Source organism: Puia dinghuensis (assembly GCF_014642875.1).
GTDB classification, from domain to species: domain Bacteria; phylum Bacteroidota; class Bacteroidia; order Chitinophagales; family Chitinophagaceae; genus Puia; species Puia dinghuensis.
The window spans coordinates 584,017-604,812 of sequence record NZ_BMJC01000003.1; the positions used below are offsets into that span (position 1 = coordinate 584,017).

Genomic DNA, 20,796 nt, shown 5'->3' on the forward strand with positions numbered 1-20,796 from the left:
GACACTTAATGCGGGCGAAGGTCAAAATTAGTGAAATTGCATCCATGCGTCAATACCTTTCACCCTTCTGCCTGACTTTACTACTCCTCGCAATGCTGGCTTGTCATAAAGACCATCCGGCGCCGGTGCCTCCACCGCCTTCGTCGGAGAAGGACATTACGCTATTCGAACTGAAGAAAGCAGACAACCCTACTGTTCTGACTGCGGATGTTATCGGGGTTTTTGTGAACGATACCATCCAACTAAACCTGCCGGCACAGACGCCTGTTACTTCGCTTGTTCCTTTTATAACGATCATTGGTAAATCGGTCGCTCCGGCGGCTGGTTCACCGCAAGATTTTACATCCGGCGTTACTTACACGGTCACAGCCGATGATGGCAGCACCAAGACATTTAAGGTGGTGGTAAATCACAAAAGCGCACTATATGTAACAGATGGAACCGGTAAACTGACATGTCTGGACCCCATAACCAGTGGGGTCAACTGGACCTATCAATGTGGCACTACATCGTTGTCATGCCCAACTGCCGGCAACGGCATGGTATTTACAACCGGCTATGACGGATTGTATGCGGTGAATGCAAACAACGGATCACTGGCATGGAAGATGTCTTTTACAGCGTTGAGGGATACATTTAATATAAAATCGCCTGGCCCGGCTTTTCCAGTACCGATATTTGTAAATGGCACTATTTATGGAAGTTTTGCCGATGGGACTGTAAGGGCCGTCGACGCTAAGACCGGAACGGTAAAATGGTCTTTTACAACAAACTTTCCCTTCCACTCGGGGCCGACATTGTACAATTCGAGCTTATATGTCGGCGGTGTGGATGGCTACTTGTATTCAATCGATGCCAATACCGGCGCGCAAAATTGGCGGTTCAAGGGCAGCGGCGATCCCTTCATCGAGAATCCCCTGGTCCTGAACAATATTGTATATATAGGTTCCCAAGGTGCCTACTTTTATGCAGTCCAGGCCAATAGCGGAAATCTGGTATGGGATAATACTGATTATTTAGCAAATGCCAGTCCTGCTGCCGGCAACGGGATTATATATACGGCTCCTGAAAATTTGATCATTGCGACCGATCCGTTGACTGGTACGCAAAAATGGTACGTCGATCATGACACAGTGGGACCAGACTACAACGGGATGTCCAGTCCATACGTAGCCAATGGGAAAGTATTTGTCGGCAGCATCAATGGCCACGTTTATGCGCATGACGCTACAAATGGCCACTCTCTATGGTCTTATAATGTTGGGTATTATATTTTTTCCAGTCCGGTAGTAGCCAATGGGAGATTGTATATAACGGATATGTATGGTCATGTAATCGTATTGAACACGGCCGACGGAAGTTCCGTATGGACGTCCAACGTCGGGCAATTCGCCTCCAGTATATGTCTGATCGACTCCAGCGGGACTACCTATCATCCTGCGGAATCCGGCGAGCAGAATTAAGAATCGGTTATTTTAAATCCGGGAAATTAATATCCGCCTGTTTTAGCCGGGTAAAGCCCTATTGTATTGCGAAAGGTCTGTGGCGAGATCCCGGTCTGCCTCCGGAAGAATCGGCTAAAGTAAAACTCGTCATCGTATCCTAGCTCGAAGGCAATTTCCTTAACCGGTTTGGCCGTAAGATAAAGTTCGCGCTTGGCTTCGATGATCAATCGGTCTGCGATCAGATTGGTAAGGGTCTTCTTGAAATGGAGCTTGCTCAGCCGGTTTAGAGTGGATGTCGTTGAATGGAGAAGACCGGCATATCCGGACGCATTGTGAATTTTTCTGAAATGCACTTCAATCTCTTCCTTCAGGGCAGTGGCCAGCGGCGCAGCCGCCTGGGTTTCGACAGCTTCCTTTTGTTGATCGATCTTGATTCGGGATGCATTGATCAAAAAAATCTTAAGATAAGAGATCAATACATCCTGATCCGGATCACTATGACCATTCATTTCGTCTCTCATCTGCTTCGTGAGCATCACCTGTGCATCGGCTTCTGCGGGTGTCAGCCTGACCAACGGCGTATCGTACAAGTTATTAAAAAGTACGCCATTGCAGGACACGTCCTGCCGATGTTTAAAGAGGCAAAAAAAGGAAGGAGTGAACTGGATCAGAATTCCTTTGAATTCGCCCTTAGATCTTATCATCATTGTTTGATATAAGGAGAAAGTAAGCAGGGCAGGCTCATTAAATTCATATTCAGCGCCATCTCTTATGGCGAAGCCTACGCCCCGGAGGACAAGTAACATTGAAAAGCAGGGATATTGCCTGGGAGAGGCAAAATCACCGACCTCCCCGAATGTCGATAAGTTTAAAGCTGCATCTCCGGTTCGCTGATCTACCAGCTTTACTGCATATGGTGTGGCATTCTCCATCATCGATCAAAGGTAAAACAAAAGCGTCTCGAGCCGCTTCTGTCTGACTTTCGAAATTAGTCGTCAACCCGGTCTCCGTCGGAATTAAGGCAGTTTCCGCTCGTTGGTTGTGACCGTAATAACCTCCTGGCTGGCGAATCGCCTTTCGATCTGTCCGCTCTCATTGAACTGCAGCACCTGTACTCCATAAGCATGAAACCATTGCCCGGATTGGTCTCTCCATTCCGCTTCGAACCTGACGGCCATGCGGGCTTTCAAGGCTCCCCACAGATCCAACTTTAGCCGAAGATCCGACTGATGGGCGAGTTTCTGTACCAGAAAGCTTTTCAGTTGGTTCTTGTCATTGACAAATGCAGCCCCGTCGCGCATTTCGATATTGTCGGCATACCCTTCAGAAATTCGCTCCGGATCACGCGTATTCCAGGCTTCTTCTTCAAATTTCAGCCGTTCTGCGGCCATATCCATATCCCAGGGTGGCGTAGGAAATTGAATTGCTTTGTTCATAAATAATCGTTTTAATAATACAAAACTACTCGCCTTCCGAAGTCAGGAACATGGATAGAAAAGCCATTCGCATGGACAATTTCGAAGCAACGAAAAAGTAAGGCCGCCTCATATTTCTGAGACGGCCTCATTTGCCTAACCCTAAAACCAACCTGTGAAGTCGTTGTTGTTCATCTAAGTTTTCCTGACTGACCTTTCTATTGTTTTACATTCAAATTGGTTGATATTTTGCAATGCCGAGTATAAATTCTCAAAATCATTAAAGCCATTATACCGGGCGCCATTGATGAAGAAAGTGGGGCTGCTGTCCACCCCGCCTCTTACTCCACCCTCGAAATCGCTGATGACTTTCCGGAATAATTTCCGGTGTTCCCGGCAGTCCTCAAATGCGCAGGTATCAAGATCGATCTCCCTGGCGAATTCACTGAAAGAGGTTCGTGTCAGGAATTTTTGGTTTTCATAGATTATATCATGCATGTACCAAAACTTCCCCTGCAACGCCGCGGACTCAGTAGCCACGGCAGCCTCCAGGGAGAGCGGGTGCCGGGTGGGTATCGGGTAGTGGCGATAGACGAATTTGAGGCGGTCGCCAAAGGAGTCCAGTAACCATTTGATCACCGGATAAACATCGGCGCAGTGCTCACATTGGAAGTCGCCATACTGAATGAGTTCCAGCGGAGCGCGCGGGCAGCCAAGATAATGATCGTAGTCCGTTCTGAAGTTTGGATGTAACATACCGTTAGATTACTATTTGCATGCCAGAATATAAGCAATTAGTTACCATGGAGATGTGGACTATTTCGGTTGGGCGGGATGACGAAATACCGTCTTTTCGATACGTTTTATCGAAATATCAAAAACATTCATTCTTTTTCACACACCCCGCAAATAGATAGACACAAAAAAGCCCCGGTCGCGGGGCCGCTTCCGGAGCTTGATCTTTAAACCCCCAAACTGATCAAAAGCACACGATCTTCGAGCTCGTCAACGAATCGTGATCATCCTTTTTTACCAGCAAGAAGATCTTATCTCCCGAACTGGGCTTTTTGCTCGAGACCTTGTACTCCACCACCGGCGTTCCGGGGGGGACATTTACCGTTCTTGCATGTCCCTGATATTGGAGCGTCAGTGATGTCGTGTCTGCTTCCGATACGCTTCCGTTCGACATCCGGGAAGCACCGCTGTTGGCTATGTCGGAAGCCGAGCCATTGGTCATGCGACCGGGGCTTTCGGCTCCTTTGTCGGCAGGCAGCATGAAGCTTCCCTCGTTCAACCCGCGCAATTCTTCCGGCAGTATCAGCACCTGGACAGCCTGATCTGGTTGGTCGGGTTGTTTTTTACTGATCACACCGATATACTCCGAACTCTTTACATTAGCGAGGCTGCTGGGTGACGGAGCATAGATGCGAAGCGAGTCCGTCAATTTGATGAATACTGGTTTGTCGCCTGCGGAGATTTCAACCTGATTATCGGCGTATTTAACCACATTGCCAATTGCTCCGCTAAAACCGTTGGGATTGGTTGGCGGAACTATTTCATCAGCTGACTTTGAAGTACTATCCGCAGGCGCCGTAGCATGTGCATTCGACTCGTTTGAAGTACAACCGTTTGTCAGGATAAAGGCCAGGGATAGAGCTAACAAGGTGCTTCGTGATTGCAAATTTGTTTTGAATTGCTTTTTCATCTTTCTTATTTTAAACTGTCGCTTGAATATATAATGCCGGATTGAGAAGTTATTTCGCCTTCACTGCGAGCAGGTCGACCTGCTCGATCACGGGAGGCTGAGACAACAACTCGGGGACTTTGGCCACCAATGCAGCAGCAATAGGTCCATTCAAATGCGCCTGCCTGCCTTCTTCCTTCTCGAAGGTGTCAAAAATTCCATACGTGGAGGGACCGATACGGAGAGCGAACCAGTGGATGGTGCCCGGTTCATTCTGTGCCATCGGGAGTGAAGTGGTGAGAAGTTCTTCCAGCTCTTTTTCTTTGCCTGGCTTGGCTTCCAGCCTTACCAGTAATGATAACTTGACCATAAAATTGAGTTTAATTAATCAGTAAATTTCGAGTCAAAGGTATTGACGCGTATAGTTAGATTTAGTGACCTGGATCACTATTTGAACGATTACGACATGTCAAATAATTTTACGATTTCACGAAATAACATTTTCCGGATAACCCAGTAAAGAGGATAAGTATTTGATTGCTAATTGGCAAAGTGTTGGCACGAAAGTGGGATTTACCAGGCCCTAATAATTAAAATCACTTCCATTATGTACTCATTCAAAAAACTGAGATCGTTACCGTTTTATCTATTGTCGGCTATTGCCAGTTTGCTCTTACACGCCCCGGCGGATGCTCAGCAAATAAGCCACCCTGAATATATCGAGGTGGCAAAAAATGTTCGTCTTCACGTTACGGATATCGGTAAGGGTCGACCTATAGTCCTTATTCACGGTTTCCCATTAAGTGACGAAATGTACGAATACCAGTACGGGGCACTTGCCAAAGCCGGCTTCAGAGCTATCGGAATCACCATGAGAGGTTTCGGCCACTCGGACAAACCTGGCGCAGGGTATAACTACGATACTTATGCAGATGACATTAAGTCGGTGCTTGATCAACTCCAATTAGATAACGCCGTACTCGGTGGGTTTTCAATGGGTGGCGCCATAGCGATCCATTACATGAACCGGCATCACGGATCCCATGTAGGCAAGTTGGCATTGTTCGCTGCTGCGGCGCCTTGCTGGACAAAACAACCTGACTTTCCGTACAGCTTTTTTACCAAAGAGGACATCAACCAGCTTATTGAACTGGCCAGCGTCAACCGCCCGGCCCTGTATGAGGAGTTCGGAAAAAAGTTCACAGCAACAAGCACATCTGTACCCGCGGGCATTGCCGCCTGGTTGGGTACAATAAATTTGAAGGCTTCCGGCTTTGCTGTTCAGCAAATGCTAATGGTTTTGCGTGACGCCGACGAACGGGAAAGTTTGAAAGCGATAAAAGTCAATACCTTGATCCTTCAGGGACGTTTGGACAGCATCGTGAGTTATCAATTAGCCGAACAGCTCAACAAGGCTATTCCTAATTCAAAACTCGTTCCTTTCGAAAAAAGCGGCCATGCATTATTTGTGGAAGAAGCTGATAAATTCAACAAAGAGCTAATAGAATTTGCAGGTAACTAATTCACCAGGTATATACAATGGAAGCCAAAGAGATATTAAAAACTCATGTGGCTAAATTTGCCTCGTTGAGTGATGAGCAGTTTGAATTATTTCTCTCCTTTTTCAAAAGACAGAGTTTTAAAAAGGGACAGGCAATAATCAGTGTGGGAGATGCAGTCAATTGCGAATATTTCGTGATTTCCGGCTGCCTGAAATCCTTCTTTATCAACGATAATCTTAAAATGCTCATCCTGCAGTTTGCCATGCCAACCTGGTGGGCCTCCGATTACTATGCTTTGTATAATCATACCAGGGCTACGATAAGCGTTGACTGTATTACTGATACGGAAGTGCTTTGTCTTAGCAATGCTCACAGGGAAAACCTATGTAACGAACTTCGCGGGGCGGAATATTTTTTCCGGTGGCGAACCAATAGAGGCTATGTCGCAGCTCAAAAAAGACTGCTGTCCATCATGAATAATGATATTAAATGCCGGTACGAGGAGCTCTTAAGGGTGTACCCGGAACTCTATAATATTGTGCCGAAAAACCTGATAGCCGCTTATTTAGGCGTTTCCAGGGAAACACTCAGCCGACTATACCAGGTGTGAAATGTCATGAAAATAAAGGCAACCAAAATGAAAGGCATTAAAGAAAAGCATCCGCTTTTAATGAGATGGACGCACTGGGTAAATTTCCCTATCCTGACCATTATGATCTGGAGCGGAATGTTGATCTACTGGGCAAATGATGAATACAAGATCACTCTTTTGGGGCATACTTATGTTCACTTCTTTCCTGACTGGTTCTACAATCTTCTCCACGTACCCGGGCGCCTGGCTGAGGGAATGGCTTTCCATTTTCTGTTCATGTGGCTTTTTGCGTTAAACGGATTTGTATACGTGCTTTATACGATCATCTCCGGCCAGTGGAGGCAACTGCTGCCCAACCGGCATTCATTTAAAGAAGCATGGCTGGTGGTATTGCATGATCTTCATATCCGAAAAATGGCGCCGCCCCAGGATAAGTACAATGCCGCCCAGCGCATTGCCTACACTGCCATTATTATCATGGGATTGGGTTCACTGGTTACCGGACTGGCTATTTACAAGCCTGTGCAGTTTAATTGGCTGTGCTGGTTGTGCGGCGGTTACCATTTAGCCCGGATATGGCATTTTGTATTGACTATTGGCTATGTTTTCTTTTTTCTGATACATGTTATACAGGTTATTCTTGCGGGATGGAATAATTTCAGATCGGTGGTATCCGGATTTGAAGTGGTGAACGTTCGACCTGAACCTAAAATTGAAAATAACAATGGTGATGAAAAAGTCTAAAGAAGGACTAATGACGGAGAGAAAGATCAAGCGCAGAAACTTTATCTCTTTTGCTTTTTTTGGCGCTTACATTGCAAGCACCTATACTGGCTTTAGATGGTTATACAAATCACCCGATGAAACTCCGGACATAACTGCAGGTGCGCATAAACCTCTGCGCAGAGCATTAAATAAAACAGAATTATTTTTCAGGAGGCTGACCTTTAATGAGAACCATCTGGTAAAAACCTACCCTCGCTCAATGGCCGTACAACAAATAAGGCATAACAGCGACATTGGTTCAGCAGGAGAATTGCCGCCCGAAAACTGGAAGCTACAGGTAAAAAGGATCTCTGGGGAAACGTTGCAGATCACGCTTAATGAACTAATGAAACTGCCCAAAACAGAGATTACCTATGATTTTAAATGCGTTGAAGGCTGGGACCAGATATCGCACTGGGAGGGGGTGAGTTTCCGTGATTTTATGGCCCATTATAGCCTGGAGGCCGAATCCGGGATGGGATATGTAGGCTTGGAAACTCCCGACCAACAATACTATGTAGGGATAGATATGCCAAGCGCCATGCATCCGCAAACTTTGCTGGCCTACCAAATGAACGATGAGTTGTTGAATGGTAAACACGGGCAACCCCTCCGCCTGATCATCCCGGTAAAGTACGGCATCAAAAACCTCAAACGTATTGGGACGATCACCTTTAGTAACAGCCGTCCGCGCGACTACTGGGCCGAACGGGGATATGATTATTATTCAGGGTTATAGAGTGCGAGTGGCTTTTGTTCTTAACTTAGCATATACAATGGAAGCCAAAGAAATCTTAAAAGCTCATGTGGCCAGATTTGCCTCGTTGACTGATGAGCAGTTTGAATATTTTTTCTCCTTTTTTAAAAGGCAGGGTTTTAAAAAGGGGCAGGTAATAATCAGTGAGGGCGATGCAGTGAATTGCGAATATTTCGTGATTTCAGGCTGCCTGAAGTCTTTCTATGTCAACGATAATTTGAAAATGTTCATCCTGCAGTTTGCCATGCCAACCTGGTGGGCCTCCGATTACAATGCTTTGTATAATGATACCAAGGCTACGATCAGCGTTGACTGTATTACTGATACCGAAGTACTTAGTCTTACCAATGATCACCGGGAGAGGCTATGCGCCGAGCTTCACGAGGCGGAACATTTTTTCCGGTGGCGAACCAATAGAGGCTATGTCGCAGCTCAGAAAAGGCTGCTATCCTTTATGAATAGTAATGTAAAATGCCGGTACGAGGAGCTCTTAAGGCTATACCCGGAACTGTATAACATTGTACCTAAAAACCTGATAGCCGCCTATTTAGGTGTTTCCAGGGAAACACTCAGCCGCCTATACCAGGCGTGAAATGTGATCTGCGTCACATAAATACACGCCCCTGTCCAATAGTGATCCAGGTCACACAACTACCTGATATTTCCTGCCGAATTTTGTGGTGTAATTCAAACTCAAAGAAATGGGAAATCAAAAAATCATTTTATTGACCGCTTTTTTATCGTGCGCAATGCCGGTACTAAAGGCACAAAATTCAAAAAATATGAAATCGACTCAAGATTCAGCGGCAATTACCCAGGTACTGGAAAATTACTACTTCAAAGGCATTTACGAAGGTGATATTAATATCCTGCGGCAGATATACTACCCCGGCACCTTACTATTTGGAGATGTGAAAGGCCAGCCTTATGCTAAAACCCTGGATCAGTATCTTGACGGTGTTGCCCACCGCCAGAGCCCGAAGGATTCCGGGAAACCCTTTAAAGGAACGATCATTTCAATCGATGTAGTCAACTCCATAGCAGTTGCCAAATTGCATGTTAAGATGTACGATTTTGAATACGATGAGTTCATCTCATTTCATGAGTTTGACAACCATTGGTTGATCGTCAACAAAATGATCACTGATATCAGCAACTAAATTTTAGCAAGATGTGGTATCAAACTAAGGCTTCCGAGATATTGGGTATTCGATATCCAATCCTGCAAGGGCCATTTGGCGGCAGCCTGTCCTCAGTTGAGCTGGTATCAACGGTGTCCAATGCGGGGGGGCTTGGGGGCTACGGGGCCTATACATTAAGTCCGCAAGAGATCATAGAGGTAGATCAGCAGATAAAAGCTGCCACTGATAAGCCTTACAATATTAACCTGTGGGTCTCGGATACTGATGCTATTGATGGTACGGTGTCAGACGACCATTTTAAAAAGGCACAGGAATTATTCAAGCCCTATTTTGATGAGCTTGGAATTGACTTACCTGGAAAACCTGCACCATTCAAGTCCCGTTTTGAAAACCAGGTTGAGGTTATCCTGCATCAGAGGCCATCGGTATTCAGCTTTATATTCGGCATCCCATCTGCTGATATTTTGGAGCAATGCCACAGGCTCGGGATTATTACTGTAGGGTCCGCGACTACGCTGGATGAAGCCATCGCCCTGGAATCAGCCGGAGTTGACACGATCATAGCTTCTGGTTTTGAAGCAGGCGGCCATCGCCCGTCCTTCCTGGCACCAGCAGAATCATCTGTAACCGGAACATTCGTTTTGCTGCAGCTGATCAAAGAAAAAGTAAAAATCCCGGTTATTGCCGCAGGTGGAATTGCAAACGGGAAGGGTGTTGCCGCAGCACTGGTACTTGGTGCTGATGCTGTGCAGATCGGTACTGCTTTCCTGGCAACCGACGAATCCAATGCTTCAGCCATGCACAAGCTAATGCTGTTTTCTGATGCGGCCGATCATACTACCCTGTCGCGGGCCTACACCGGGAGACTCGGCAGGGGAATACCCAGCCGTATTGTAAAGGACCTGGCCAATAAGGAAAATACCTTCTTACCCTTCCCGCTTCAGAGTCAGTTTATGTCGCATTTAAATAAAGCGGCCAGAGAGCAGGAGAGATGGGACATGCTCTTTTTTTGGAGCGGCCAGATCGCACCGGCATTAAAATATACAAAGGCTGCTGAGCTAATGGAGGCCCTGGTCGAAGAAACAACTATCCATGATGCTTAGAAACTCTGCAAACGGAGAATTGGGTTTCAGAATAATGCACTTTGAAGATGACAAACATTTCAGTGAGCTGCAAAGAGTACCCCACTTCTCTATTATCCTGATATCAGAAGGAGATGGTAAATTAAACGCAGACTTCGCTGATTATGAAATTTCTATAGGAACAATATTGTTCTTTTCGCCATTTCAGCCATTTAAGATCGAAGCCACAATGCTAAAAGGAGTTATGATTAATTTTCATCCCGATTTTTTTTGCATTTTCAGGCACCAAAATGAGGTGGCGTCCGAGGGTATACTTTTTAACAATCCCAATGATCCACCTTTTTTTAATATACCAGAAAATGAAAGTTCTTCCATTTACAACATAATCGAACAAATAACGGCTGAAATGCGATTTGCCGGTCTTGCTCAACAAGACCTTCTGATCGCATATCTCAAAATATTTTTGATCAGGGCAATTAGAATAAAGTTGCTAAAACCCACAACGGCACTGCCGCAGGATCAGCGTACAACTGATGCCAACCTTTTGCGCGAACTTAAAAAATTGATAGAGCTTCATTTCAAGACCAGGCATAATGGAGGTGAATATGCTGATCTATTGAATGTTCCTATAAAAACGCTTGGCAAAATTGTCAAAAATCATTTTCAAAGAACCTTAACGGATATAATAGCTGAAAGGATCATAATGGAAGCCAAAAGAGAGCTTAACCTTACTTCCAAGACTGTAAAAGAAATAGCTTTTTATCTGGGTTTTGATGACAAATATCATTTCAGCCGATATTTTAAAAATAAGACAGGAGTATCTCCTCAATCCTATAGAAATTCTTTAAGAAATACCACCCTATCACTAACCCGGGGCCTCGACCCCCGCCGTGACAAGGCGGCATACTAGCCAACTGAACTACTTTTTTTCCGATGCGTCAATGATCACCTGCGCCACTGCCTCAGGCTGAGAGATGAAAACCGAATGACTACCTTTGATCTCGGTGATCTTATCATTTGCCCGCTTGTACATATTACGCGCTATCGCCGGGAGGAGAGCTTTATCTTCGGTGGCCACAATTGCATAGCTTGGCTTATCTTTCCAGGCCGCCTCAGTAACAGGCGTAGCAAAACATTGTCCAACAATGGGCTGTTGCGAAGCGTTCATGAAATCTGCCGTAACCTGGGGAAGATCTGCACAGAAACCTGCATGGAACGTTTCTCTGTCAAAAAATATAACTCCCTTTTTATCCGGCGCTGTAAAACGCAAAGAAGGATCACTTGGTTGAGAGCCCAACCATTGATTTGAAGTCTCACCCTTATCCGGCTGAAGAGCGGCCACATAGACCAGTGCTACGACCTTTGGATCGACACCTGCCTGGGTAATTACTGTACCTGCCCACGAATTACCCACTAGTACTACCGGCCCATCCTGTTGATCAAGTATGCGTTTGGTTGCTTCGACATCATCATCTAATGAGGTGAGCGGGTTTTGAACAATGGATACATGATAACCTTTTTTGATAAGGATAGTGTAAACACCTTTCCACGCGGAACCATCCAAAAATGCTCCATGTACAATCACAATGTTTTTTATTGCCGGAGTCTGCGCCGCTATCGGACTAACCCGGATAAGCAGGCTGCTGAAAATAATGAGTGCTACGATTTTCATTTGAATATTTTGCTATTGTTATTAATAGACAAATGTATTCTATAAATATGCCTGTAATAATGGATAAAATTCCCAAAATGATGGATTGTTTTCCCTGAGAAATGTGATCCGGGTCACATAAATTACCCTCTCGTTCAAATGTGATCCAGGTCACATAACCATCTGACGATTCCTGCCCAACTTTGTGTCATAATTAAAACACAAAGAAAATGGGAATTAAAACATTTGAAATTGTAAGCACCCAAAGCAACATTGATTGGGTGGGCAAAAAGGTAACCGGTGCACACAATGGTACCATTGCTTTTAAAGGAGGAGAAATTTTTTTGAATGATGGCAAAATATCCGGCGGTAAATTCGTCATCGATACCACCTCTATCAAAATACTGGATATAACCGACCCTGCAACCAATGCACAGTTCTTCGGTCACCTGGCTTCTGATGATTTCTTCTCTACTGAAAAATATCCCGAAGCTACTTTTGAGATCGCCTCAGTCTCAGGCAACCGCGTTGAAGGCAACCTGACCATCAAAGGCATTACTCATCCGGCTGGTTTTGATGCAATCGTCAATGTTAATGGCGATCAGCTAACTGCAACCGGCAAACTCGTAATCGACCGTACCAAATATGACATGAAATTCCGCTCAGGTAATTTTTTCAAAGATTTGGGTGACAACCTGATCTATAATGATTTTGAATTAAATGTAATTGTAAATGCCATACATTAAAATAGAAGTGACCCGTGAGGGGGTTACAAGAGAACAAAAACAAGCCCTGATCAAAGGGGTAACCGACCTGATGAGTGAAGTATTGAATAAAGACCCTCAACTAACCTTTGTGGTAATCCAGGAATATGACCTGGACGATTGGGGGCACGCCGGAGAGCAGGTATCCGTGCTGAGAGAAAAAGGTATAACCGCTGAGAGGAAAAGGTAAAACAACAAAAACAAATAAAATGAAAAAGCAAACAATAATAATAACCGGTGCTTCATCAGGTATCGGCAAGGAAGTAGCCCGCCACTTTTTAGCAAACGGCGACAATGTAGTGATCAATTCCTCCAACGCTAAGAAGCTGGAGAAGGTTTATCATGAACTGGGCGGAGGCAAGAACTTAGCCATGGTAGCTGGTAATGTGAAGGATAAAAGCACCGGTGAGAAACTTTTAGCAACCGCTATTGAAAAATTTGGGTCTGCGGACGTACTGGTCAACAACGCCGGTATCTTTGAAACCAAGCCTTTCCTGGAAGTGGACGAAGCTTACCTTGACCGCTTTCTGGATACAAACCTGAAGGGCACTTACTTCACTACCCAGGCCATTATTCCTCAAATGCAGAAGCAGCATGATGGTGTGGTGATCAATATTGGCACACCCCTGGTGAACCATGCTCTTGCGGGAGTACCCATTACTGCACAAATGGCATCAAAGGGGGCAATACATGCGCTGACCATACAGCTGGCAGGCGAATTCGGCAAGGACAACATCAGGGTGAATACGATTGCGCCCGGTACGATCCGCACCCCAATGCATGCTGGCAATGCCGATCAAAGCGCGGGCTTGCATTTGTTGAACCGTGTGGGCGAAGTGGAAGATATCGCAGAAATGGTTTTCGCGGTTGCCAAGAGCAACTTTGTCAACGGCGCCATTATAAATGTGGATGGCGGTTTGGGAGCCGGACACAACCTGAATTAATATCATAAGATCTTAACCAAATAAAAAGAAGCAACATGAAACGTACAGCAAATGCTCATTGGAAGGGTACCCTTAAAGAAGGTAAAGGAGAAATATCTTCACAAAGCACCGTTCTTAACCAAACACCTTATTCTTTTAAAACTCGATTCGAGTCTGGTATCGGTACCAATCCGGAGGAATTGATAGCTGCGGCACACGCAGGCTGTTTTACCATGTCAGTCGGCGCAACACTCGAGCGTGCGGGGTTTGTAGCGAAAGACCTGAATACCGAAGCCATTCTCGATGTGGATTTGGCTAATCTTATGATCACTGGCATTCATTTGGATTTGAAAGCATCATTGATCGACGGTGTATCCGCCGAAGCTTTTCAGCAAATCGCAGAAGGCGCCAAGGCCAATTGCATTGTATCAAAAGCGCTGAGCGTGCCTATTACTTTAAGTGTTTCTTACAAATAAGGATGGAGGATTAATGCCTCTAACCAGGTAGTTGCAATCGCAGCTACCTGGCTGAAAAAATATAATATCATGAATACTTCAAAAGTATGGTATGTAACAGGGGCCTCTCAGGGGCTGGGACTGGTCCTCGTAAAAAAACTGCTTGAAAATGGCTACAGGGTTGCCGCAAGTTCCCGCGATGCGCATGCACTGAGCCAGGCGGTCGGTCTGATAGACAAGGACCGTTTTCTCCCGCTGGCTGTCGATTTGAACAACCTGGATTGCATCGATGAATCCATACAGCAAACTCTCGCAGCATTCGGGCGTATCGATGTGGTGGTCAACAATGCAGGATACGGAATGGCTGGAACAATAGAAGATATAGCAGAGCAGGATATCCGGAACATTTTTAATGTTAACGTGCTGGCTACAATAGATGTGGTAAAGAGTGTCTTGCCGGTGATGCGCAGACAAAGATCGGGCTACATTATTAATATCGGTTCGGTGGCTGGTTTTGTGGGTGCTCCGGGCTGGTCTGTTTATTCGGCTACCAAAGCGGCGGTGGCTGCTTTTTCCGAAACGATCGCGCTTGATGTCAAAGAATTTGGAATTAAGGTTACTGTAGCCGAACCATCGGGTTTTCGAACCGGCTTTTTGACCAAAAACTCACTTGCACTGATCCCCACTAAAATAGAGGGTTATGAAGCAGTAAAACGCACACAGGACCGTTACCTGTCTTCGGATGGAAAGCAGCCAGGCGACCCGGACCGCGCAGCGGAGATATTTATGGAATTAGCCGAAAGCCCGGAACCACCAATGCACCTGTTTCTCGGGAATGATGCTTATAACCGGGCTTCAAAAAAGCTGACTGAAATGTCCGAGGAACTGGAGCAATGGAAACCCGTAACAGTCGGGGCGGATTTTAAATAAGACCTATGAACTTAAGTATATTAATTATAGAGGATGAATTTCTTGAAGCGGAAAATTTAAGCATCATTCTCAAAAACGCAGGTCATGCGGTGCTCGGGATTGCGAAGTCGGTCGATCAGGCCATTGGTCTGATTAACAAAAGCAAGCCCGACATCGTCCTGGTTGATATCGTTCTCAAGGGAGACCTTAATGGAATTCACCTGGCCCATATTCTGAATAAGAAAAACATACCTTTTATTTTTCTTTCAGCAAATTCAAATGCAACGACACTAGAACAGGCTATCGAGACAAAACCCTACGGCTTCCTTGTAAAACCTTTCAGGGAGAAGGAACTTCTGATTGCCTTGAACGTCGCGGTTTACCGGTATCAAAAAAATATTGAACTGATCAGCAGGCAGCAAAAGTGGTTAAACGGTCTGCTTACGTCTGTTATCAAAATGCCGGGAAGCAAAAGTGACAAAATATTATCGCTGATCCGTGCGCTTACTTCTTTTCTGCCCTTTGATTTTATTGTCATCGACACGAAACTGGCAGATAAAAGCGACTCGGTAGTTTACCGTTACCAACGAACAGGATTCGACGCCTACGATAAGTTAGACGACAAAAAAAAGCAGTCCGATGGCGAATTGAATGTTGCGGATATGAATGCTGCAAGAAAAAAGTGCAATGGCAGTAGCAATGCCCATTTTCTAAATGGACAGGATTTCATAGACACTTGTGCGCTTAGCCCTTTACTGGACAAAATACGTAAGACCAAAAAATTTACCGCTGTACTATGGCTTCCCTTACTATTTCGCTGGGACGTGGATATGGGTATCACCTTTTATCGCTGTGGCGGAGAACGTTATACGCAGGATCACCTTGATCTGATGGTTTCCATGCAGGATCTTTTGGCCGATGTCGTAGATAGCATCAGGAAAACTTCTGAGGATGATGGGGCGTCTGAGCAATTTCAGCCATCGAAAGCGCCCAATCAGTTGTTGAGCCCGGGAATTGAAGGCATCATCGGCAATAGTCCAAAATTAATTGAGGCCCTTGACAAAGTGATCCAAGTCGCACCGTTTGATAATACGGTGCTGATACTTGGTGAAACCGGGGTGGGAAAAGAGGGGATAGTTAAGGCGATCCACCACCTGTCCCCACGAAAAGGCCGACCGCTGGTGAAAGTGAATTGTGCCGCGATACCCGTCAACCTGGTGGAGTCCGAATTGTTCGGACATGAGAGAGGCGCATTCACCGGAGCAACCGAAAGAAGAGTCGGCAGATTTGAACAAGCGAATGGCGGCACCTTATTTCTGGATGAGATAGGTGAATTACCTATCGAGGTACAAAGCAAGCTTCTGCGTGCGCTGCAGGAGAAAGAAATTGAACGTGTCGGAGGCAGGGCAACGATAAAGACAGACGTCCGGATCATAGCAGCCACGAACAGAAACCTGCTTAAGGAGATTGCGGCCGGACGCTTTCGCATGGATCTGTACTACCGGATCAATGTTTTCCCAATTTATCTTCCTCCATTGCGGGAAAGAAGAGAGGACATTCCGGCTCTTACAGAATATTTCCTGCAATATTATGGGCGCAATATCAGAGCGGAGGCTATGAGCGTCTCCGCCGCTGCGCTCAATCAGTTGGAAGACTATTCCTGGCCTGGCAACATTCGTGAATTGCAGCACCTCATAGAACGCCACGTTTTACAGGCGCGGTCGAGCCGTATAGAGGCGTTTGAAATGCCCGATCAGATGCCTGGAAATGAGTTTATACCAACTATTGAACCCGAAGTAAAATCTTATATCGAGATGGACCGTGAGCATATTATTTCCGCTCTCAAAAAGGCAAATGGAAAAGTTTCCGGCCGGGGAGGCGCTGCCGAACTATTAAAACTTCGGCCAACGACACTAACATCGAAGATGAAACGGCTTGGGATCACGTGGCCGATTGCGAATGCATAAAGTCGGGCGAGGGCAACTTTCCGGAAAACACCCGTCAATGTACAAAAAATCATTCCTCCTTTGTTTTCCCTTATGGCTGCTGGCCTGGTGTACTGGCCAATGCCAAAATACACACGGAGACCTTGCTGTTCCAAAAGTTGCTGCGAATATGCTGTCTGCAACATTAGTAGATTTGAATGGCGCGCGCGACGATACCATGGAAATCCGGCTACTGCTGAGACTGAGCTATATCTATTATTGGCTAGACGAAACCAGGCATCATCATGAGGGCGATAGTGCGGTATTTTTTGCACAGCAGGCGATGGCCCTCAGCTCCCAAACTAACTTTACCGAAGGGCTTACCGAGTCTGAGTTCTTACGGTGCAGGATATCTATTGACAGATCAGACCTTGCAGGCGCAAAGCGGATTGTCGACATGACCTTTGGGGAAGAACGTATCCGGCTTTTGATAGTGATCGGTGAGCACTATGTTTTGCAGGCGGCTCCTGTTGGCAAGGATAGCTCGAAAATTGCGTACTCTGTCTTAATGGAAGCTCTATCACTGGCAGAACGCCTGCATTCAAATTATTGGCTTATTGCAAGCATGGCTATGCTGGGACAATATTACTATGCAAACGGACAAATCACCAGGGGGCAAGAATTTTTTTTCCGCATCATTAAGATGTTTGAACAAAACCATGACGTTGCAAGCCAGGCATATTGGTGGGCGAAAATGGAAAATTACATGCCGTATGCACCGGAGACCTATTCCATGCAGCTAAGTGATTATCAAAAGGCTATCGATCTGTATCTTTCAATCGGTGAAACTGCCGAAGCTGCAGAGGTCTATGGAGCTATGGCCTTTCTGGCCAAAACCATGAATGATTTCGACTATGCGAAAAAGCTATATTTTAAGAAGATTGCGCTGCTTAAAGAGGCAGGGGGTAGAAACATTTACGAAGCCTTCCTATACCTGGCGGAAATCTATTATGCAGAGGGCAATCTGGATAGCGCATTGAATTATGCCCTGCAGGCGCTAAGAAATATTGAGCTTTTGCATGCGGACGAGTATCTTTCCGTGGCGTATAAGTCGCTCGGTGATATCTACCGTAGCATGAACGAAGGTGGTCGGTCGAGTTACTACTATCGTTTGTCCATTGATTACGGCGAGAGCCCTGCTTTCAAAAAGAACTACGGGTATGCGGTCCTCAGAAGTTATATAGCAACGTTGGTCTCACAAGGGAAAGCGTCGGAAGCTTTGGCGTTTGCCAAAAATTATATTTCTGCCAGTCCACCCGTGTCCATGTTCGATGAAGAAATTTCCGAAAACGTCCTTGGGACATGTTATGACGCCGTCGGGAATATCGACATGGCGGAAACAAAGTATTTGGAAATGATCAAATGGGACACGTTTTGCCAGGCCAATTTGGGAAAAGAAATGTATTTAACCGCGAACATAGTCGGCGCGGAGGCCTATTACGAGATAGGGAAATTTTATGTCTCGCATGATAGATACCGTGAAGCGCAACCTTACCTTGACAAAGCTTTAAAATTTGAAAATAAACCGGCGCCTCTTGAAAAGGATGTCAACTACCTGCAATTCAAGACAGACTCTGCATCCGGGAATCTTGGCAGTGCTATCCGGCATTATCAACGAAGTGTTTTTCTTAAAGATTCGTTATTGGCCAGAGAACGTCTTAAAGAACTCAATTTCCTGAATGTGCAATTCGAGACGGCAGAAAAGGAAAGAAACATCAAGCTCCTGGAGAAGGAGGCGCAATTGCAAAATAGAAAGCTGCAAGAATCGGCGCAATTACGAATGTGGTCCGGCGCTGCCATGCTATTGCTGGTAGCCCTTCTTGCCATTCTCTATAGCCGAAACAGGCTCAAAAATAAAAAGAACATTCAGCTTCAAGGGCAACAAGAGATCATCAACGAGAAGAACCTATCTCTGTCGCAGCTGGTCCGGGAGAAGGAGTGGCTTTTAAAGGAAGTTCACCATCGCGTAAAGAATAATTTGCAGATTGTTACCAGCCTGCTGAATAGTCAGTCGGCTGGCGTCGGCGAGGGCCCCGTATTGGACGCTTTATTGGAGGGGAAACACCGGATACAGGCTATGGCCATGATCCACCAGCGGCTCTACAATGGGGACGAATATGGCTGTGTTCTGATGCCATCGTATATTTCGGAACTGGTCGATTATCTAAAGGAATCGTTTAATCCCGGCACCCGCATTATTTTTAAGTTGTGTATTGATCCCGTTGCTTTAAATTTGAGTGTTGCCGTTCCTTTTGCGCTTATTTTAAATGAGGCGATCTCCAACTCGCTGAAGCATGGATTCCCGGACGGTCGGGAAGGGACGGTTACTGTTGAGCTGCGAAGCCTTGGTGGCCAAACAAAGGTATTGAAGGTCGCTGACGACGGCATCGGAATTCCGCCTTCCGTTGACGAAAGCAATCCTAATTCATTCGGCCTTCGTCTTATTCGTGGATTTACATCCGATATTTCAGGGACATTGAAGATCGAAAGATCCAGGGGTACATCGATTGTAATCGTTTTCGACGTCAATGAGGAAGCAAGGTTTTCTGGTGCTAATACATTCTGAAGAATTTAACAGTGATTAAAGAAAACTATGAATACTACTTATCCTTTTTTTATTAATTTTAGCAATTAATTATTGCGAGTGCCCGAAACAATATCGAAGAATGTACCATTCTAATAGTATGCTGTCTCAAAGAGCCATGCAGTCCTTGCGATACCTGGGCGGCCTCCTGATCATTCTGGGCTTCTTCGTGTTTGGCTCTTGTCCCGTGAGAAATGCGATAAGTTCGCTAATTAATGATTCATCGCAAAACACGGAGCAAAAAAATACCGGCACTGCAAATGTTATTTCCAATCATACCTGTACCGGTTATACTTCAGATGAAATAGCCCTTTTTGATGACGGGACATCATCTGTAAACCCAACTTTGCCTCTATTAGCCGTCCCTGTTACGGCATTTTTCCCGGCCCCTCCTCCTTTTAATAACATCAACGTTCTGCATGACGTACTTTCGGCTCGGGGTGTCAATTCCATTCCAATATATCTTAGAAATCGGGTCTTGTTAATTTGATCTCACTGTTCCCTTCTAAAGGCTACTGAATTTTCTTTAAGACTATTGTAATCGCATGCTCCGGTTATGATCAGTGCATACTGCAATCTTGTGGTATCAACTGATGATCCTATCGGGCAAATGCGGGATGCTATCAAACTTTTTAACTATGCTTAACAACACGTTTTCTATAGCTGGTAAAGATTACCGGCAAATAGCCCCTTTATTTTTGCGCTTAATTATTGGCTTTGGATTCATGGCTCACGGATGGACGAAATTAAGTAGGGGGCCTGGGGGCTTTGAGAAGTTATTAACACAATTAAATGTCCCCTTTCCCCATCTTATGTCCTGGATTACACCTTTAGTGGAAGTATTTGGCGGGGCGGCTATTTTCCTTGGAATATTTGTAAGTATAACTGCTATACCCCTTATTGTCACGATGATGGTCGCAATGTTCGGCATTCATATTCATTACGGATTCAGCTCTATTAAAACCATTGGCTTAACCCCGCAGGGGCCGTTGTTTGGTCCACCCGGATACGAAATCACTCTATTATATATTTGCGGCCTCATTTCATTGCTCGTTTCCGGCTCAGGCAAATTCTCCATAGACGCGATCCTGTCCAAAAGACATGATCAGGACCAGGAACATTGAGTGTCTGATATAAAGCG

At 45.5% G+C, this 20,796-nt stretch carries 22 protein-coding genes, 1 tRNA gene and 1 pseudogene; 17 read left to right on the forward strand and 7 right to left on the reverse strand.

Going from position 1 to position 20,796, the window contains the following annotated elements; translation table 11 throughout:
* The first annotated feature begins 44 nt into the window (after positions 1–44).
* Complete coding sequence (locus IEY39_RS15665) at positions 45–1,463, forward strand: PQQ-binding-like beta-propeller repeat protein (protein WP_188933207.1); 1,419 nt, start codon at positions 45–47, stop codon at positions 1,461–1,463.
* 26 nt (positions 1,464–1,489) lie between these two features.
* Here the strand turns inward: IEY39_RS15665 and IEY39_RS15670 are convergent, their stop codons facing one another.
* The 5 genes from IEY39_RS15670 to IEY39_RS15690 all read right to left on the reverse strand — a co-directional run bounded on the left by IEY39_RS15670 (position 1,490) and on the right by IEY39_RS15690 (position 4,914).
* A complete protein-coding gene (locus IEY39_RS15670; RefSeq protein ID WP_188933208.1) occupies positions 1,490–2,380 on the reverse strand; it encodes a helix-turn-helix domain-containing protein in 891 nt (296 codons plus the stop codon).
* Between the two features lie 81 nt (positions 2,381–2,461).
* Positions 2,462–2,881 carry a DUF1348 family protein gene (locus tag IEY39_RS15675; RefSeq protein ID WP_188933209.1) on the reverse strand — a complete coding sequence of 140 codons (420 nt, stop codon included), beginning with the start codon at positions 2,879–2,881 and terminating at the stop codon, positions 2,462–2,464.
* A gap of 174 nt (positions 2,882–3,055) precedes the next feature.
* Entirely contained in the window at positions 3,056–3,616 is a 561-nt protein-coding gene (locus tag IEY39_RS15680) for a DsbA family protein (protein ID WP_188933210.1), read from the reverse strand.
* Between the two features lie 223 nt (positions 3,617–3,839).
* Positions 3,840–4,565 carry a hypothetical protein gene (locus IEY39_RS15685; protein ID WP_188933211.1) on the reverse strand — a complete coding sequence of 242 codons (726 nt, stop codon included), beginning with the start codon at positions 4,563–4,565 and terminating at the stop codon, positions 3,840–3,842.
* 49 nt (positions 4,566–4,614) lie between these two features.
* Entirely contained in the window at positions 4,615–4,914 is a 300-nt protein-coding gene (locus IEY39_RS15690; RefSeq protein WP_188933212.1) for a putative quinol monooxygenase, read from the reverse strand.
* 237 nt (positions 4,915–5,151) lie between these two features.
* On the opposite strand from IEY39_RS15690, the gene IEY39_RS15695 reads away from it, so the two are divergent.
* The 8 genes and pseudogenes from IEY39_RS15695 to IEY39_RS29820 all read left to right on the forward strand — a co-directional run.
* Positions 5,152–6,066, forward strand: coding sequence for an alpha/beta fold hydrolase (locus IEY39_RS15695; protein ID WP_188933213.1), 915 nt, complete (start codon positions 5,152–5,154; stop codon positions 6,064–6,066).
* A 17-nt stretch (positions 6,067–6,083) separates the two neighbouring features.
* On the forward strand, positions 6,084–6,656 hold the full coding sequence (locus IEY39_RS15700) for a Crp/Fnr family transcriptional regulator (protein ID WP_188933215.1): 573 nt from the start codon (positions 6,084–6,086) through the stop codon (positions 6,654–6,656).
* Between the two features lie 27 nt (positions 6,657–6,683).
* Complete coding sequence (locus IEY39_RS15705; RefSeq protein WP_188933217.1) at positions 6,684–7,382, forward strand: cytochrome b/b6 domain-containing protein; 699 nt, start codon at positions 6,684–6,686, stop codon at positions 7,380–7,382.
* Complete coding sequence (locus IEY39_RS15710) at positions 7,369–8,142, forward strand: molybdopterin-dependent oxidoreductase (protein WP_229688930.1); 774 nt, start codon at positions 7,369–7,371, stop codon at positions 8,140–8,142. The genes IEY39_RS15705 and IEY39_RS15710 overlap by 14 nt, the downstream gene beginning before the upstream one ends.
* A 37-nt stretch (positions 8,143–8,179) precedes the next feature.
* A complete protein-coding gene (locus IEY39_RS15715; RefSeq protein ID WP_188933219.1) occupies positions 8,180–8,752 on the forward strand; it encodes a Crp/Fnr family transcriptional regulator in 573 nt (190 codons plus the stop codon).
* 190 nt (positions 8,753–8,942) lie between these two features.
* The gene (locus IEY39_RS15720) at positions 8,943–9,320 is read left to right on the forward strand and encodes a nuclear transport factor 2 family protein (protein WP_229688931.1); all 378 of its coding nucleotides are present in this window, start codon (positions 8,943–8,945) and stop codon (positions 9,318–9,320) included.
* A gap of 11 nt (positions 9,321–9,331) precedes the next feature.
* Positions 9,332–10,405, forward strand: a complete 1,074-nt coding sequence (locus tag IEY39_RS15725; protein WP_188933223.1) for an NAD(P)H-dependent flavin oxidoreductase — start codon at positions 9,332–9,334, stop codon at positions 10,403–10,405.
* Between the two features lie 385 nt (positions 10,406–10,790).
* A pseudogene (locus IEY39_RS29820) lies at positions 10,791–11,174 on the forward strand (AraC family transcriptional regulator); the annotation flags it as partial.
* Between the two features lie 12 nt (positions 11,175–11,186).
* Here IEY39_RS29820 and IEY39_RS15735 read toward each other — a convergent pair.
* Together IEY39_RS15735 and IEY39_RS15740 are read right to left on the reverse strand one after the other, a co-directional pair.
* Positions 11,187–11,313 (reverse strand) — tRNA-Asp (locus tag IEY39_RS15735).
* Positions 11,304–12,056: an alpha/beta hydrolase gene (locus IEY39_RS15740; RefSeq protein WP_188933225.1), complete on the reverse strand. Its 753-nt coding sequence runs from the start codon at positions 12,054–12,056 to the stop codon at positions 11,304–11,306. Before IEY39_RS15740 ends, IEY39_RS15735 begins: the two co-directional genes overlap by 10 nt.
* A 209-nt stretch (positions 12,057–12,265) precedes the next feature.
* Here IEY39_RS15740 and IEY39_RS15745 point away from each other — a divergent pair, with 209 nt between their 5' ends.
* The 8 genes from IEY39_RS15745 to IEY39_RS15780 all read left to right on the forward strand — a co-directional run bounded on the left by IEY39_RS15745 (position 12,266) and on the right by IEY39_RS15780 (position 20,779).
* The gene (locus tag IEY39_RS15745; RefSeq protein ID WP_188933227.1) at positions 12,266–12,781 is read left to right on the forward strand and encodes a YceI family protein; all 516 of its coding nucleotides are present in this window, start codon (positions 12,266–12,268) and stop codon (positions 12,779–12,781) included.
* Entirely contained in the window at positions 12,768–12,989 is a 222-nt protein-coding gene (locus tag IEY39_RS15750; protein ID WP_188933229.1) for a tautomerase family protein, read from the forward strand. Before IEY39_RS15745 ends, IEY39_RS15750 begins: the two co-directional genes overlap by 14 nt.
* A 19-nt stretch (positions 12,990–13,008) precedes the next feature.
* Positions 13,009–13,743, forward strand: a complete 735-nt coding sequence (locus IEY39_RS15755; RefSeq protein WP_188933231.1) for an SDR family NAD(P)-dependent oxidoreductase — start codon at positions 13,009–13,011, stop codon at positions 13,741–13,743.
* 35 nt (positions 13,744–13,778) lie between these two features.
* Entirely contained in the window at positions 13,779–14,198 is a 420-nt protein-coding gene (locus tag IEY39_RS15760) for an OsmC family protein (RefSeq protein ID WP_188933232.1), read from the forward strand.
* Between the two features lie 69 nt (positions 14,199–14,267).
* Positions 14,268–15,107 (forward strand): SDR family NAD(P)-dependent oxidoreductase, encoded by an 840-nt coding sequence (locus IEY39_RS15765; protein WP_188933233.1) that lies wholly within the window; start codon positions 14,268–14,270, stop codon positions 15,105–15,107.
* 5 nt (positions 15,108–15,112) lie between these two features.
* Positions 15,113–17,053, forward strand: coding sequence for a sigma 54-interacting transcriptional regulator (locus IEY39_RS15770; RefSeq protein ID WP_188933234.1), 1,941 nt, complete (start codon positions 15,113–15,115; stop codon positions 17,051–17,053).
* A 37-nt stretch (positions 17,054–17,090) separates the two neighbouring features.
* A complete protein-coding gene (locus tag IEY39_RS15775; protein WP_188933235.1) occupies positions 17,091–19,637 on the forward strand; it encodes a tetratricopeptide repeat-containing sensor histidine kinase in 2,547 nt (848 codons plus the stop codon).
* Positions 19,638–20,293: 656 nt separating this feature from the next.
* Positions 20,294–20,779: a DoxX family protein gene (locus tag IEY39_RS15780; RefSeq protein ID WP_188933236.1), complete on the forward strand. Its 486-nt coding sequence runs from the start codon at positions 20,294–20,296 to the stop codon at positions 20,777–20,779.
* Positions 20,780–20,796: the final 17 nt, after the last annotated feature.